Source organism: Ruegeria sp. BI7 (genome assembly GCF_056537925.1).
Window position 1 is genome coordinate 97415 of sequence record NZ_JBQFSK010000006.1, and the last position, 14928, is coordinate 112342.

At 57.6% G+C, this 14928-nt stretch carries 14 protein-coding genes; 5 read left to right on the forward strand and 9 right to left on the reverse strand.

Annotated elements, in window-relative coordinates; all coding sequences use genetic code 11:
- Nucleotides 1–80 precede the first annotated feature (80 nt).
- The 7 genes from ACR0JB_RS14765 to ACR0JB_RS14795 all read right to left on the reverse strand — a co-directional run bounded on the left by ACR0JB_RS14765 (nucleotide 81) and on the right by ACR0JB_RS14795 (nucleotide 7015).
- On the reverse strand, nucleotides 81–1307 hold the full coding sequence (locus tag ACR0JB_RS14765; protein WP_170399511.1) for an NAD(P)/FAD-dependent oxidoreductase: 1227 nt from the start codon (nucleotides 1305–1307) through the stop codon (nucleotides 81–83).
- A gap of 285 nt (nucleotides 1308–1592) precedes the next feature.
- On the reverse strand, nucleotides 1593–2420 hold the full coding sequence (locus tag ACR0JB_RS14770) for an alpha/beta hydrolase (RefSeq protein WP_170399514.1): 828 nt from the start codon (nucleotides 2418–2420) through the stop codon (nucleotides 1593–1595).
- 3 nt (nucleotides 2421–2423) lie between these two features.
- Complete coding sequence (locus ACR0JB_RS14775) at nucleotides 2424–3305, reverse strand: tryptophan 2,3-dioxygenase (protein WP_480790024.1); 882 nt, start codon at nucleotides 3303–3305, stop codon at nucleotides 2424–2426.
- Nucleotides 3306–3368: 63 nt separating this feature from the next.
- Nucleotides 3369–4397, reverse strand: a complete 1029-nt coding sequence (gene tdh, locus ACR0JB_RS14780) for an L-threonine 3-dehydrogenase (RefSeq protein ID WP_170351947.1) — start codon at nucleotides 4395–4397, stop codon at nucleotides 3369–3371.
- 14 nt (nucleotides 4398–4411) lie between these two features.
- Nucleotides 4412–5596 (reverse strand): glycine C-acetyltransferase, encoded by a 1185-nt coding sequence (locus tag ACR0JB_RS14785; protein ID WP_170507586.1) that lies wholly within the window; start codon nucleotides 5594–5596, stop codon nucleotides 4412–4414.
- Between the two features lie 140 nt (nucleotides 5597–5736).
- Nucleotides 5737–6369 carry a sulfotransferase family protein gene (locus tag ACR0JB_RS14790; RefSeq protein WP_170507583.1) on the reverse strand — a complete coding sequence of 211 codons (633 nt, stop codon included), beginning with the start codon at nucleotides 6367–6369 and terminating at the stop codon, nucleotides 5737–5739.
- 79 nt (nucleotides 6370–6448) lie between these two features.
- Entirely contained in the window at nucleotides 6449–7015 is a 567-nt protein-coding gene (locus ACR0JB_RS14795; protein WP_170507580.1) for a helix-turn-helix domain-containing protein, read from the reverse strand.
- Nucleotides 7016–7132: 117 nt separating this feature from the next.
- Between ACR0JB_RS14795 and ACR0JB_RS14800 the strand changes: the two genes are divergently transcribed.
- Nucleotides 7133–8308, forward strand: coding sequence for an acetyl-CoA C-acyltransferase family protein (locus ACR0JB_RS14800; RefSeq protein WP_170507577.1), 1176 nt, complete (start codon nucleotides 7133–7135; stop codon nucleotides 8306–8308).
- A gap of 96 nt (nucleotides 8309–8404) precedes the next feature.
- On the opposite strand, the gene ubiB is transcribed toward ACR0JB_RS14800, so the two are convergent.
- A complete protein-coding gene (ubiB, locus tag ACR0JB_RS14805; protein ID WP_425082226.1) occupies nucleotides 8405–9934 on the reverse strand; it encodes a 2-polyprenylphenol 6-hydroxylase in 1530 nt (509 codons plus the stop codon).
- Nucleotides 9935–9937: 3 nt separating this feature from the next.
- Nucleotides 9938–10690, reverse strand: coding sequence for a bifunctional demethylmenaquinone methyltransferase/2-methoxy-6-polyprenyl-1,4-benzoquinol methylase UbiE (ubiE, locus tag ACR0JB_RS14810; protein ID WP_480638591.1), 753 nt, complete (start codon nucleotides 10688–10690; stop codon nucleotides 9938–9940).
- 86 nt (nucleotides 10691–10776) lie between these two features.
- Here ubiE and mutM point away from each other — a divergent pair, with 86 nt between their 5' ends.
- The 4 genes from mutM to dnaA all read left to right on the forward strand — a co-directional run bounded on the left by mutM (nucleotide 10777) and on the right by dnaA (nucleotide 14912).
- Nucleotides 10777–11628, forward strand: a complete 852-nt coding sequence (gene mutM / locus ACR0JB_RS14815; RefSeq protein ID WP_170361911.1) for a bifunctional DNA-formamidopyrimidine glycosylase/DNA-(apurinic or apyrimidinic site) lyase — start codon at nucleotides 10777–10779, stop codon at nucleotides 11626–11628.
- Between the two features lie 66 nt (nucleotides 11629–11694).
- The gene (locus tag ACR0JB_RS14820; RefSeq protein ID WP_170361912.1) at nucleotides 11695–12471 is read left to right on the forward strand and encodes an enoyl-CoA hydratase; all 777 of its coding nucleotides are present in this window, start codon (nucleotides 11695–11697) and stop codon (nucleotides 12469–12471) included.
- A 225-nt stretch (nucleotides 12472–12696) separates the two neighbouring features.
- On the forward strand, nucleotides 12697–12960 hold the full coding sequence (gene rpsT, locus ACR0JB_RS14825) for a 30S ribosomal protein S20 (RefSeq protein WP_170351928.1): 264 nt from the start codon (nucleotides 12697–12699) through the stop codon (nucleotides 12958–12960).
- Nucleotides 12961–13514: 554 nt separating this feature from the next.
- Nucleotides 13515–14912, forward strand: coding sequence for a chromosomal replication initiator protein DnaA (gene dnaA / locus ACR0JB_RS14830; protein ID WP_170361913.1), 1398 nt, complete (start codon nucleotides 13515–13517; stop codon nucleotides 14910–14912).
- Nucleotides 14913–14928: the final 16 nt, after the last annotated feature.

Below are 14928 nucleotides of genomic sequence, written 5' to 3' on the forward strand. Positions count from 1 at the left end.
TGCCGTCGTTCGCTGCTCTTATCACCAGTGACAGCATTTGGCAGTTCGCGACCATTGCATTGGCGTCTGGGCGGATGTTCTCAAAAACTATCGGGAAGTTCGTAGCCGACCGCATAAACACCGCGAATGGCGGCTAGTGCCGCTTCGCGGCTCATTTCATTGTCAAATCGATCCGCATGAACGACACTCAGATCGAAAGGCGGGCTACCGGTAGTCATCCAACGGGCCAGAAACTCGGCGCTTCCGCCGCCGGTGCCGATCCCCACATTAAACCCCGTGGCAAGCCAAAGCCCATCTTGGTCCGGCATCGGCCCAAGCATTGGCAAACCGTCGGGGGTCCAGCACATCGGGCCATTGTTGATTACCTTGATACCGGCTTCACCGAAACTTGGCATCCGTTCAATCAATCGTTCCAGATGCGGCATGATGCGATCAAGTTCCGGTGGGAATAGGTCTTCTTTGAAATCCTCTGGGATACCATCCAGCGCCCAAAATTTGGGTTCGGCCTCATAAACTCCGGCAAGAACGCCTTTGGCTTCCTGACGCACGCTGCCGGACATGTAACTGTCTCGCCAAGCAGGCACTTCGTGATCGAGCGCTTCCAGGCCAGGGATCGACTGTGTGATCACCTCTTGGTGTTGGGTAGCGAAGACAGGCAGGTTCAAACCAAGTGGCGACAACATCTCGCGCGCCCAGAAGGATGTCGCCACGACAACATTAGACGCGCGAACGGTACCGTTCGCGGTCTCGATAACCCAGTGTCCGGCTTCCCGCGTAAGTGCCGTTACAGTGCAGTGCCGTTCCACCGTGGCACCCATATTGCGGGCTGCCAGTGCCAGCGCCTGCGTAGCCCCTGTCGGGTCCACATGCCCGTCTGTGGGCGTATGGGCCGCACCAAATATCCCGGAGACATTGAGAAGAGGATGCAGATCCGCGACTTCTTCGGGCGTACGGACATGAAAAGGGATCCCCAATTTGTCATAACTCAGCTTGTAGGTATGGAACAGGTTCAACTCCCGCTCGGTCGCCGCCAGGCGCAGGCTGCCCGTCTGGTGGAACGAAACAGACTGTCCGCTTTCCCTCTCGGCCTGCAAATAGGTACGAATTGAACCGGCAAACAGCTTCGTCATGGCAGGATAGGGACCGAAGTAGGTCGTGTTGCCAGCGGAATGCCATGTCGAACCAGACGTCAATTCGCGGCGCTCCAGAAGCAGCGCGTCTGTCCATCCCAACTTGGTAAGCCAGTACAAGACAGATGCTCCGACGATGCCTCCGCCGATCACGGCAACCTGTACATCCGATTTCATTGGTCCCTCCAAAGGTTTGAGATAACGGGAATGCTGGCCTTGACCCGCTCAATCGTTAGCGCTTAGCACTTACGCAATCTACTCTGCCCACAAAGACCGACCCAGAATGGCCCTGCAATGCCAAAGTCGGGTTGGTGTGGCTTGCAGCCTTTTGAGCGCATTGCAGAATCAGAAAAATGGGCTCACAGCGGATAATCCCTGCTCCGTCAAAAACGTTCGGTTCGTTAGGGATGCGTAGGTTTGTGGGCTAAAGGCCAGACCTGACTGATACCCAATTTTTTTTGGTTATCGGGACGTCGCCAAAAACGTTCCCGGATGCATAATTATATCGAAATGCTGCATCCCCTTTTTCAGATCGAAATTGACCGCATGCCCGGCTTTGCGCAGCAATTCGGCATAATCCCGGCTCTGGCGGACGAATTCGGGGGTGTCCCGTTCCGCCACAGTCACATGGTAACGCGGGCCAGGGGCGGGTAGGTGCAGGATGGGGGACAAATCATGTATCTCGACCGGGGTAAGTTGCAGCGGATCGTTTACGGACGTCAGGCTGATCGGCTCCAGATCATAGACGCCGCTGATCAGGATCACCTCGCGTACCCGTAACCCGGCGCGGGCCAGCGCATCGGCCGAATTTGCCATGACCATAGCCGCCAATTGCGCCCCGGCACTGTGCCCCGACAGGGTGATCCGTGACGGATCGAAACCCAGATCAGGCGCATTTGCGGCCAGCCACAGCAGGGCGTCGCGGCATTCGTTGATCATGTCGCCAATCCGCGCCTCGGGGGCCAATGTGTAGTTCAGGGTCGCAAAGGACTGTTCGGCCTCAACCAGTGCCGGGGCCATCATTGCCGACTCGTTCTGACTCAGCGCCTGCCAGTAACCGCCGTGAATAAAGACGTGCAGCGGCGCGCCTGCCCCCTTCGCGGGAAAGAAATCCAGAACCTGAGCCCTACCGTCGCCGTAAGAGACATTCCCGATGACTTCCATCTGTGCCCGGTGCTGCGCGCTAAGCGCGGCGTAGCTGTCGAGATAAGGCGTCAGGTCGCCGCCGATCATCGACCGGGGCGAATATTCCTGCTCCAACTCTTCCTGCGAAAACCCGCGGTACAGCATCGCTTACTCCTGCTCGGAATACATCAGTTCGGTGCGCATATCGTAAAGATCATGGAAGAACCGCAAATCCAAGGCTTTCCGCAAGAAGGATACACCGCTGGACCCGCCGGTGCCCGGCTGGTTGCCTATCACTCGTTCTACCGCGGTGACGTGATCGAAGCGCCAGCGTTGAAACAGGGACTCCACGTCCATCAGTTTCTCGGCTAGCGCATAAAGATCCCAGTATTTGTCCGTGTCGCGATACACCTGCACCCAGATCTTCACGACGCGAGGATCACCAGAGTAGGGCTGGGCAAAGTCGCGATCCAGTAGGTCCTGCGGTACTTCAAATCCCTGCCGAGCCAACATGAACAGCACCTCGTCATACAAGGACGGCTTGGTCAGCGCAGCGTTCAGAAGTTCCATGACCTGCGCGTCATGCTCGTGGACTTTTAGGGTCGAGGCGTCCTTGTTGCCCAAAATGAATTCGATCTGGCGATAGCCATAGCTTTGAAAACCGGACGAACTGCCCAATGCCTCGCGAAAGGTCATGTAGTCCGCAGGGGTCATGGTCAGCAACGTCTCCCAGGCGGATATCAGTTGCCGCTGGATGGCCTTGACCCGGTCGAGATTTTTCATCGCAGGGCCGAATTCATCCTGTTGCAGAAATCGGCGCACCTCGACCAGTTGGTGATGCATTAGTTTCAGCCACAGCTCGCTGACCTGATGAATGATGATGAACAGCATCTCATCTGGTTGCGCAGGGTCCTGAAAGGTTTTTTGCAGGTTCAGCAGGGTTTTGAGCTGCAGGAAATCGCCGTAACTCTTGCGATGGGTCTGTGCGAAATCGGTGACCAGAGTGTCCTCGATTCCGCGTTCCAGATACCGATCATCCTTATCGCCCATATGCTCCTCCAAACGACTGGGTTCACCCCTGTTTAGGGGCTGAACCCGCGCAGTACCAGAGCGTCAGGTCCAGTCCAGCACCACTTTGCCTGACCGGCCTGATTTCATCGCGGCAAATCCTTCGGCAAAATCGTCAACTTTCATCTCGTGCGTGATGACACGGCTGACATCCAGACCGTTCTGTAGCATGGCGATCATCTTGTACCAGGTCTCGAACATCTCGCGCCCGTAGACTCCTTTGATGGTGATGGCCTTAAACACGATGCGGGACCAGTCGACCGGGGATTTGCCGGGCGGAATACCCAGCAGAGCGATCTTGCCGCCCATCACCAGCGCCTCGACCATTTGATCCAGCGCGATTTGTGAGCCCGACATTTCCAGCCCTACATCGAACCCTTCTTTCATGCCCAGTTCTGCGATGACGTCCTGCAGGTCTTCTTTGGACACATCCACGGTGCGCACGGTCGGAACCACATGTTCCGCGAGCTTCAGGCGATCGGGGTTGATATCGGTGATCACCACATGGCGCGCGCCAGCATGGCGGGCGACAGCGGCAGCCATGATGCCGATGGGGCCTGCGCCGGTGATCAGAACATCCTCACCCAGCAGATCAAAGCTGAGCGCGGTGTGAACCGCATTGCCCAATGGATCGAGGATGGCGCCGATCTCATCCGGCACGTCCTCGGGCAGGGGCACCACGTTGAAGGCGGGCAGTTTCAGATATTGGGCAAAAGCCCCCTGTTCATTCACGCCAATCCCGCGCGTGCCCGGATCAAGGTGGAACTTTCCCGCCCGGCTTTGACGGCTGTCGGTGGTGATCAAGTGCCCCTCGCCCGAGCAGCGCTGACCGATCTCAAGACCTGTCACATTGCGCCCGATCTCGACGATCTCGCCCGCAAACTCGTGGCCGGTGATCATTGGAATCGGCACTGTGGCGGCGGCCCAGTCATCCCAGTTCCAGATATGGATGTCGGTGCCGCAGATGCCGGTCTTGTTGACACGGATCAGCACCTCTTCGGGGCTGATTTCGGGCACCGGGGCCTGGACCATCCACAGACCTTCCTCGGGCTTGGATTTCTCCAAAGCTTTCATGGTGTTGGGTCGCATCAGATCACTCCCAATTCTTTGCCAACCTTGCCAAAGGCGGCCAATGCACGGTCCAGTTCGTCTTTCGTCAAGGCTGCATTCATCTGCGTCCTGATCCGCGCTTGTCCGCGCGGGACAACGGGGAAGAAGAAGCCCGAGACATAGACGCCTTCATCAAACAGACGCGACGCCATGTCCTGCGCCAAAGTGGCCTCGCCCAGCATTACCGGAATGATTGGGTGTTCGCCGGGCAGCAGGTCAAAGCCCAGCTTTTCCAGCCCAGCACGCCAGTATTTCGCGTTGCCGAATAACTGAGCGCGCAGCATTTCGCCCTCTTCGACCAACCGGATCGCCTCAAGACCTGCGGCGACAATCGAGGGTGGCAGCGAGTTTGAGAACAAATAGGGCCGCGCCCGCTGCCGCAGCAGATCGATCACAGGTTGCGGCCCGGCGATATAACCGCCGATTCCCCCCCCAAGTGCCTTGCCCAAGGTTCCCGTTAGAATGTCGACATCGACACCAAAATGATCTGGCGTGCCTGCGCCGTTCGGCCCCATAAAGCCGGTCGCGTGGCAGTCATCGACCATGACGATGGCATCATATTTATCGGCCAGCTCGCGAATTTTCGGCAGGTTGGCCAGGTAACCGTCCATCGAGAACACGCCGTCGGTCGCGATCATGATGTGCCGCGCTCCGTCCTCGCGCGCCTGTTTCAGCCAGGCTTCGAGGTCGTTCATGTCGTTGTTCAGGTAGCGATAGCGTTTCGCCTTGCACAGCCGCACCCCGTCAATGATCGAGGCATGGTTCAGACTGTCCGAAATGATGGCGTCTTCTGGCCCTAACAAGGGCTCAAAGAGCCCGCCATTGGCATCGAAACAAGCCGCAAACAGGATCGCATCGTCCTTGTTCAGGAATTGCGCCAGCTTCTGTTCCAACTCGCGGTGAATGTCCTGCGTGCCGCAGATAAACCGGACCGAGGCCATGCCGAACCCTTTGGGCCGCATCGCGCCCTTGGCGGCGTCGATCAGCGCAGGGTGATCGGCCAGACCCAGATAATTGTTGGCGCACAGGTTGATCACCTGCTTGTCGCCCACAGTAATCTCACCGCCCTGAGGCGAGGTGATCATTCGTTCGCGTTTATACAGACCCTCAGATTCAATCTGCGCAAGGGTGTCCGTGATGTGGGACAGGAATGCATCGGCCATGGCGGTCTCCGGTTTATATGAGTCGCGTATCTAACATAACGGATATGGTTCCCAAATAGGGGAATTCAATATTGCAGAAAAAAATCCACGATAACGGAACATGCGGAGAACCCTGAAAATTGCTTTCGACTCGGAGGCGTCTATTCCGGTTTTGCCACGTTGTCCTGAAACTGTTTGGTTGAATTTGTGTGCGGATAGGGTTCTTCGGGAATGTCGACGCCAAGGAATGTGCACAGTGGTTTCCATCCGCTTCCGGTTTCATAGACCAGCAACCGGTCCTTCGGGACGGTGTCGCGGACTTTTTCGATATGCTTCCGAAACACGCTGACGGCGTGATCCCGATCATCCATCCGGCCGTCGAAGATGCCATGAACGATAAACTTGCTGCACATCTCGGCAATTGCGTTTGCATGATCCGAGTCGTGCCGTCCGCGCATTGTGGTCATGAATGGTCCAATCGTGGCCCATATGCTGTCAAACCAGGCATCAGGGTCGCGCACGCTCAAAATGATTTTGGCATCTGGATAATGATCAGAAAGCTGGCGCCAGTATGCGGCGCCTGGCCAGTCGACTTGCGCGCGATAGCCGTGAAACATGGCATCCCAATCAGCTTGCTCGCCATGTGCGGCACGGTTCCAAGCAGTCAGTTGTTCGGGATTGTCCCGCACTTCGAACATGTGGTGACAGGGTCCGAAATTCAGCTGTTCCAAAGCAAGTTTCAGCGAATTCGTCCCAGTGCGGCCGAATCCAGCGCCAATCACTTCCAAAGTCATTTTGGGTAACTCCAATTCGTGTAAATGCCATAAAATAGCACAACACACAGGTATCCCCCAAACTTCGCCCCGGTCGGGGTCAGGCGTTTTTCACAATCAGGAACACTCGCGCGGGACCGTTGGGCGATACGATCGAGTGCAAGACGTCTGCCGCATACCGCGCTGTATCGCCTTGGTTCAACTCCATTGTGGCCGATCCCGATGTGACGCGAACCGACCCGTCCAAAACCGTCAATTGCTCTTGCGCGCCGCGCGTGTGGGGCTGGCTGTTCAATGCGCCGTCTTTGTCGAACTGAATGTCATAGACTTCATGCCCGCCCGCTTCTTCTGGGGGGGACAGAATGCGAATCCGGCAGTTTTGCCCCATATTGTCGATGCTTGGCACTTCAGAGTTTCGCAGCACTTCGATTTGGTTTGCGGTGCCGGTCTCTTCCAGCAGACCGGCGAAATCCACCTGCAAGGCCCGGGTCAGGTTCCACAGGGTTGAGATGGTAGGGCTGCTTTCCCCCCGTTCGATCTGACTAACCATTGAACGCGACACACCGCTGAGATTAGCCACGGCTTCAAGCGACAGGCCCTTGGCGCGACGTGCCTCTTTCAGGCGGGCGGGAAGGCGTGTCAGGATATCGTCTGTATTCTCCGTCATGACGGAATTTCATGCGCCTTGTATATGTGGTTGTCAATTCCATCCGTGACGGGACGTCCCATAGGACAGAGCGACGTGGTGTATGCATACTGCGCGCAAATGCACGAGGAGTGATCCATGACTGATATCGTAATTTTGGACGGTGCCCGCACCGCTATTGGAACCTTTGGCGGTGCGCTGGCTTCGACCGCTCCGATCGATCTGGCTACGGTTGTCACCGAAGCCGCGCTGGAACGCTCGGGTGTTGAAGGTGGTCAGATCGGGCATGTGGTGTTCGGCCACGTGATCAATACCGAGCCGCGGGACATGTACCTGTCGCGCGTTGCGGCGATGCAGGCGGGGATCCCAAATGGTACACCTGCGATGAACGTGAACCGGCTGTGCGGGTCGGGCGCGCAAGCGATTGTCTCGGCGATGCAGTCCCTGATGCTGGGGGATGCCGAGTTTGCCGTGGCCGGCGGGGCCGAGAGTATGTCGCGCAGCCCTTATATCGTGCCGCAGGCGCGCTGGGGCGCGAAGATGGGCGATGTCACCTCGTTGGATATGATGCTGGGCGCGCTGAATTGCCCGTTTGGCACCGGACATATGGGTGTGACGGCCGAAAACGTTGCAGACGAACACCAGATCACCCGCGAGCAGATGGATCAATTCGCCGTGACCAGTCAGACCCGCGCGGCAGCGGCGATTGAGGCGGGGTATTTCGACAGCCAGATCGCGCCCGTGCAGGTCAAAGTCAAGCGGGACATGGTTGATTTCAAGGTCGATGAACATCCCAAGGCCACCACTGCCGAGACCCTGGCCGGATTGCGACCGGTATTCCAGAAGGACGGGCGCGTGACGGCGGGCAATGCCTCGGGCATCAATGACGGGGCGGCGGCGATGGTATTGGCAACAGCGGACGCGGCCGAGAAAGCCGGGTTGAAGCCCAAGGCGCGCGTGCTGGGGTATGCCCATGCGGGTGTTCGCCCCGAGGTTATGGGCATTGGACCGGTTCCGGCGGTGCGGAACCTGATGGAAAAAACCGGCCTGTCGGTGGATGATTTCGATGTGATCGAAAGCAACGAGGCCTTCGCGGCGCAGGCTCTGGCTGTGAATCATGAACTGGGATTGGACGCGTCGAAGGTTAACCCGAATGGTGGCGCGATTGCCTTGGGTCACCCGGTTGGGGCGACCGGTGCAATCATCACCATGAAAGCGCTGTATGAGTTGGAGCGCGTTGGTGGGGCCAAAGGTCTGGTGACTATGTGCATCGGTGGTGGGCAAGGTATTGCACTGGCTATCGAGCGGCTTTGATTTCGCACCGTGCAGGGGGGGCTGTCTGCCCCCCATCGCGCGCAGGCGCGATTCCCCCCGAAGGTATTATTGGCCAGAAGAAGCAGGCGGTCTGGCTCAGCTAAGCGCGTTGACAATCAGGACAAGCGCGGCACCGGCTGCGGCACCGATTGCGGCAGGTAGGGCCGCGGACCATAGGGATGACTTTTGCGGGTCGTCTTTCTGCGTCTGGGCGATCAGGGCATTTTCAACCAGACCCGGCAATCGTGGGCCAAAGCGGGCCAGAACCATGGCGGTTTTGCCGAAGTCCCGCAGCGCGGCGCGGGGACCGATGGATTGCTTTATGTAATCCTCGACCACGGGGCGGGCGGTTTCCCAAATGTTCATATGTGGGTCGAGCGAGCGTGCGACGCCTTCGACCACAACCATCGTACGCTGCAACAGGATCAGTTCGGTCCGGGTTTCCATGCCAAAGCGCTCGGTGACCTCGAACAGGTAGTTCAACAGGCGGCCCATTGAGATATGCGAGGCGTCCATGCCAAAGATCGGCTCGCCCACCGCTCGCAGCGCGCGGGCAAATTCGTCGACATCCTGGGTGGCGGGGACGTAACCGGCCTCGAAATGCACCTCGGCCACGCGTTTATAGTCGCGGCGGATGAACCCGAACAGAATCTCGGCATAGACCCGGCGGGTGTATTCGTCGATGTGACCCATGATGCCGTAGTCATAGGCAATGATATCGCCATTTGCGGCGACCTTCAGGTTGCCCTGATGCATATCGGCGTGGAAATAGCCATCACGCAGGGCGTGCAGCAGGAACAGGTGCAGGACCCGCTCTGCCAGATCGCGGCGGTTGTGACCAACCGCATCCAGTGCAGCATTGTCGCCCAGCGGTACACCATCCGCCCAGCTGAGCGTCATCACCCGGCGCGCGGACAGTGACCACACAACGGGGGGCAGCCAGAAACCGGCATCGTCCTTGGTATTGGCGGCATATTCCGAGGCAGCGGCGCTTTCCAGTCGCAAGTCCAACTCACCCCGTACAACGCCGTCGAAATGTTCGATCACGTCCATCGGTCGTAGGCGGCGCGCGCCGGGGGCGAACAGGTCGACAATACGGGCGGCGAAATAGAACGCATCGACATCCTTGTGAAAGGCACGCTCGATCCCCGGGCGCAGCACTTTGACGGCGACATATTCGCCAGTGCTGACCAGCCGGGCCTTGTGAACCTGCGCAATCGACGCTGCGGCGATCGGTTCGCTGAATTCCTCAAAAACCTCATCGACGGGCTGACCAAGTTCCTTTTCCACCTCGGCCATGGCTTCGGCGCGGGAAAAGGGTGGCAGCTTGTCCTGCAACACACGCAATTGGGCGGCCAGTTCTTCGCCCACCACGTCGGGTCGGGTCGAGAGAATCTGACCGAATTTGATATAAGCCGGGCCAAGCGCCGTCAGCGCTCGGGTGGCGGGCGGCATATTGGGATCGCCCTTGTAACCCAGCCATTGAAATGGTTTGCCCAACGCATGCGCCAGAAATCGCAACGCGCGGGGGGCCTCAAAGGCGTCCAGCACTACGTTCATGGCGCCTGTGCGTTCAAACGTGGCGCCTGTACGGATCAGGCGAATGATGTTGTGGGGTCCGCGCATAAATCAGATCTTCCAGCCGGAATGCAGCGCGGCGATGCCCATGCTGAGGTTGCGGTATTTGGCGTTTTCGAATCCAGCGGCACGAACCATGCCCAGAAAGGTATCTTGATCGGGGAAATTGCGGATCGATTCGACCAGATATTGATAGCTGTCGTAATCATTGGCGATCAGCTTGCCCATGCGGGGAATGACGTTGAAGCTGTACAAGTCATAGAGCTTTTGCAGCCCTTCATTGGGCAACTGGCTGAATTCCAGCACCATCAGGCGGCCACCGGGCTTCAGAACTCGGAAGGCTTCATTCAACGCCTCTTGCGGGCGGGTCACGTTCCGGATGCCGAAGGAAATGGTGTAGACGTCAAACGTGTTGTCCTCGAACGGCAGGGCCATCGCATCGCCCACCACCCAGTTCAGGCTGTCGGACATCTGATCGGCCTCGGCGCGCTGACGGCCTTCGACCAGCATCGGCTCGGTCAGGTCCAGAACGGTGGCGTGACCGTAACCCGCGCGTTTGAGGAAGCGAAACGAGATATCGCCCGTTCCACCGGCCACATCCAGCAGACGTTGACCAGGGCGCGGGGCCAGCCAGTCCATCATCGCGTCTTTCCAGACCCGGTGGATGCCCATCGACATGACATCGTTCATCACGTCGTATTTTGAGGCGACCGAGTTGAACACGCCCTGCACACGACCGGCCTTGTCGGCCTCGCGCACGGTTTCAAACCCGAAATGAGTGGTCTTGTCGCTGTTGTCGGACATAAGCCTTGCCGTTTGTCGAATTTCGTCTCTGTTATAGGGCTCTGGAACCGGGGCACAATGCGGCCCTTTGAATTAGGAGCCATCTAATGCCCGAATTGCCCGAGGTCGAGACAGTAAGACGCGGCCTGAGCCCCGCAATGGAGGGGGTCGTGATCGAACGGGCAGATGTGAATCGCCCCGATTTGCGCTGGCCGTTCCCGGACCGCATGGCCGAGCGGCTGACCGGGCAACGGGTGGATCAGCTGCGGCGGCGGTCGAAGTATATTCTGGCAGATCTCAGCAGCGGTGAAACTTTGTTGATCCATCTGGGTATGTCTGGGCGGATGACGGTATCGGGTGATCCGCTAGGGCAGTTCGTGCATGAGCATCCCATGCCCGAAAAACACGACCACGTGGTGTTTCACATGGCCAATGGCGCGCGTGTGACATTCAACGATCCGCGGCGCTTCGGCGCGATGGACCTGTTGCCCACGGCTACAGCCGAGGATCACAAGCTTTTATCCGTTCTGGGGCCAGAGCCGCTGGGCAATGATTTTCACGAACAGCACCTGATCGAAGCGCTCAAGGGCAAGAATACTCCTGTCAAATCTGCACTGTTGGATCAGGGAATCGTTGCCGGATTGGGCAATATCTATGTTTGCGAGGCCCTTTATCGCGCGGGTGTGTCGCCACGTCGCAAAGCAGGACAAATTTCTGCCGCTCGTGTCGGCGCGCTGGTTCCGATCATTCGGCGGGTACTGCAGGACGCGATCGACGCGGGTGGTTCATCCCTGCGCGATTTCCGCCAAGCCGATGGAGAACTTGGATATTTTCAACACAGCTTTGACGTTTACGGACGCGAAGGCGAACCCTGCAGAACCCAGGGATGCAGTGGGGAAATAAAGAGAATCACTCAGTCCGGTCGCTCATCCTTCTATTGTGCGCAATGCCAAAGATAACTTGATCCAGATAAATCGCGTGATAAGGAATCGTACTTGAACGGAACAACCGGAAGCTTACACCTCATGGCTTTTGAGACGATCATCGTCGAAATCGAAGACCACGTCGCCCTTATCAAGCTCGACAGACCCGATGCGCTGAATGCGCTGAATTCGCAGCTGGCGCAGGAACTGTGCATCGCATTGGAAGACGCGGATACCAACGACAAGGTGCGCTGCATCGTCATTACCGGTTCGGACAAGGCGTTCGCGGCCGGCGCGGACATCAAGGAAATGTCCGAGATGAGCTTTGTTGATGTCTACAGCTCAAATCTGTTTGGCGCTCTGAATGACCGTGTTTGCGCGATCCGCAAGCCGATCATTGCAGCCGTTGCTGGCTATGCGCTGGGCGGTGGGTGCGAATTGGCCATGCTGTGCGATTTCATCATTGCTGCGGATACCGCCAAGTTTGGGCAACCCGAAATCAACCTGGGCGTCATTGCAGGACTGGGTGGTTCGCAGCGCCTGACGCGTTTCGTTGGGAAGTCCAAATCGATGGATATGAACCTGACCGGTCGCTTCATGGATGCCGAAGAGGCCGAGCGTTCGGGTCTTGTCAGCCGGGTCGTACCGGCCAAGAAACTGATGGAAGAGGCGATGGGCGCCGCCCAGAAGATCGCTGAGAAATCGCAGCTGAGTGCAATGGCGGCGAAAGAAGCTGTGAACCGCAGCTATGAGTTGCCTCTCAGCGAAGGGATGCTGTTTGAACGTCGCGTGTTCCACTCGATGTTTGCGACAGAAGACCAGAAAGAAGGCATGGCGGCCTTCCTGGAAAAACGCGCGGCTCAGTTCCGCGACAAATAAATTGCGTAAGCGACCGAAACAGGCGGGCTTGGCCCGCCTTTTTTCATGACTGCTATGCAGCGCAAAAGAATCGGCTTGGCAAAGCCTGCAAACTTGGGTAACTAGCGCCGCTATACATGCGCGTGCGGCCCGCTTGGCCCGACTCACACTCGTGATTCTGAACCGGTGCGGATTGTCCGTGACGCGCAACCATTGATAACCGTACCGAATGAAGGTCAGAAACTCATGGCAAACTCGCCTCAGGCTAAAAAGCGCGCTCGTCAGAACGAAAAGCGTTTTGCTATCAACAAAGCACGTCGCTCGCGCATCCGTACTTATCTGCGCAAGGTCGAAGAAGCGATTGCTTCTGGTGACAAGGACGCAGCAACCGCAGCTCTGCGTGCCGCTCAGCCCGAACTGATGCGTGGCGTCACCAAAGGCGTCTTTCACAAGAACACCGCTTCGCGGAAAATGTCGCGCCTGTCGGCACGCGTGAAAGCACTGGGCTAATCGCTCAGGTTGACCCTGCGTCAACAAAACAAGGTTGAATTGTTCTCAAAGGCGTCACAATGCGTGGCGCCTTTTTGTTGCTGTTGCCGGAAAGTCGCGCCTTCACAAAACCGAGAGATTCTTTCTGCAAAAGACCCGAGTCAATATCAGAGTTTCGTTGCCGTACGCCTTGGCCTCTTGCTACCACTGTTACAGCGATTCACTCGCTTGGGGGGACAGGCTGTTTCGGCGATCTGACTGACGGGCATCAGGACGGTCACGAAACGAATGTTGGCAATCGGTCACGGCTGATTTGCTGATCTGCTAAAGGTCTTGGGGTAACCGAAGATCTGAGCCCTGTCTAAAAATTTGATTGCGAAGCGCAACCCGGTTACGGGGCGCCCGGATTATGGGTGCCTGATTGCTGGGCTGTGCAAACTTTCGGGACAGTCCCGCCAAACCCATGTGGTTTGGCGATGGGTATCCTATTGCGTGTGAATGCTAAAGAACCGGGCAACCGGGCCAGATCAATAAGGCCGACAGGCCAATAAAGAATGGGATGCGTGAGGCGCTTGATGACACAAGAGAAATGGGGACAACTGCGTAACAAACTGCTCAAGGCGATCGGCAAGAACAACTATACCACCTGGATCGAGCCTCTTGAATTCCAAGAGCTGCAGGATGGCGTGGCCACGTTCTCGGTTCCGACCAACTTCATGGGCAATTATGTTAGTCAAAACTTTGCGGACTTGATTCTGTACGAGATGAACACCGCAGGGGAATCGGTTCAGCGCCTGGCGTTTCGCGTCGCAGCCAATTCGCCGGTGCGTCCGTCGGGTGATGTAGAACCTGCGCCGTCTGTTGTTCAGGACACGACTCAGCCGCAGTCCCTGTCACAGCGAGCCGAACCCGCGAATGATGCGCTCGAATCCCTTCAGGCAGCACCACTGGACGCCCGTTTCACCTTTGACAGTTTTGTGGTGGGCAAACCCAACGAGCTGGCCCATGCCGCCGCGCGCCGTGTTTCTGAGGGCGGCCCCGTCACGTTCAACCCGCTGGTTCTGTATGGCGGCGTTGGTTTGGGTAAAACCCACCTGATGCACGCCATCGCGTGGGAGCTGAAAACCAAACGCCCCGAGTTGAACGTGCTGTACCTGTCGGCGGAACAGTTCATGTATCGCTTTGTGCAGGCGCTGCGTGAGCGTCGGATGATGGATTTCAAACATCTGTTCCGTTCCGTCGATGTGCTGATGGTGGATGACGTGCAGTTCATCGCCGGCAAGGATTCAACTCAAGAAGAGTTCTTTCACACGTTCAACGCGCTGGTTGATCAGAACAAGCAGATCATCATTTCGGCTGACCGCGCGCCGGGCGAGATCAAGGATCTAGAAGATCGCGTGAAGTCGCGCCTGCAATGCGGTCTGGTCGTCGACCTGCACCCCACCGATTACGAACTGCGCCTGGGCATCTTGCAGAACAAGGTGCAGCAATACAGCAGCACCTATCCCGATCTGACCATCGCCGATGGCGTGCTGGAGTTTCTAGCCCACCGTATCTCGACCAACGTGCGCGTGCTGGAGGGTGCCCTGACCCGTCTGTTCGCCTTCGCATCTCTCGTTGGTCGCGAGATCGATATGGAGCTGACGCAGGACTGTCTGGCGGATGTGCTGCGCGCGTCCGAGCGCAAGATTACTGTCGAAGAGATTCAGCGCAAAGTGTCGGACTATTACAACATCCGCCTGTCCGACATCATCGGCCCCAAGCGCCTGCGGTCTTATGCCCGTCCGCGTCAGGTGGCGATGTATCTGTGCAAGCAGTTGACCAGCCGATCCCTGCCCGAGATCGGGCGTCGCTTTGGTGGTCGCGATCACACCACCGTCATGCACGGCGTCAAACGCATTGAAGAATTGAAAGTCACCGACGGCCAGATCGCCGAAGATGTGGAAATGCTGCGCCGGTCGCTGGAAGCCTAAGGGTCATCCTATCAAT

Coding starts and splice junctions, on each gene's coding strand:
- ACR0JB_RS14765 (WP_170399511.1), bottom strand. CDS start 1,307: ATGAAATCGGATGTACAGGTTGCCGTGATCGGCGGAGGCATCGTCGGA.
- ACR0JB_RS14770 (WP_170399514.1), bottom strand. CDS start 2,420: ATGCTGTACCGCGGGTTTTCGCAGGAAGAGTTGGAGCAGGAATATTCG.
- ACR0JB_RS14775 (WP_480790024.1), bottom strand. CDS start 3,305: ATGGGCGATAAGGATGATCGGTATCTGGAACGCGGAATCGAGGACACT.
- tdh (WP_170351947.1), bottom strand. CDS start 4,397: ATGAAAGCTTTGGAGAAATCCAAGCCCGAGGAAGGTCTGTGGATGGTC.
- ACR0JB_RS14785 (WP_170507586.1), bottom strand. CDS start 5,596: ATGGCCGATGCATTCCTGTCCCACATCACGGACACCCTTGCGCAGATT.
- ACR0JB_RS14790 (WP_170507583.1), bottom strand. CDS start 6,369: ATGACTTTGGAAGTGATTGGCGCTGGATTCGGCCGCACTGGGACGAAT.
- ACR0JB_RS14795 (WP_170507580.1), bottom strand. CDS start 7,015: ATGACGGAGAATACAGACGATATCCTGACACGCCTTCCCGCCCGCCTG.
- ACR0JB_RS14800 (WP_170507577.1), top strand. CDS start 7,133: ATGACTGATATCGTAATTTTGGACGGTGCCCGCACCGCTATTGGAACC.
- ubiB (WP_425082226.1), bottom strand. CDS start 9,934: ATGCGCGGACCCCACAACATCATTCGCCTGATCCGTACAGGCGCCACG.
- ubiE (WP_480638591.1), bottom strand. CDS start 10,690: ATGTCCGACAACAGCGACAAGACCACTCATTTCGGGTTTGAAACCGTG.
- mutM (WP_170361911.1), top strand. CDS start 10,777: ATGCCCGAATTGCCCGAGGTCGAGACAGTAAGACGCGGCCTGAGCCCC.
- ACR0JB_RS14820 (WP_170361912.1), top strand. CDS start 11,695: ATGGCTTTTGAGACGATCATCGTCGAAATCGAAGACCACGTCGCCCTT.
- rpsT (WP_170351928.1), top strand. CDS start 12,697: ATGGCAAACTCGCCTCAGGCTAAAAAGCGCGCTCGTCAGAACGAAAAG.
- dnaA (WP_170361913.1), top strand. CDS start 13,515: ATGACACAAGAGAAATGGGGACAACTGCGTAACAAACTGCTCAAGGCG.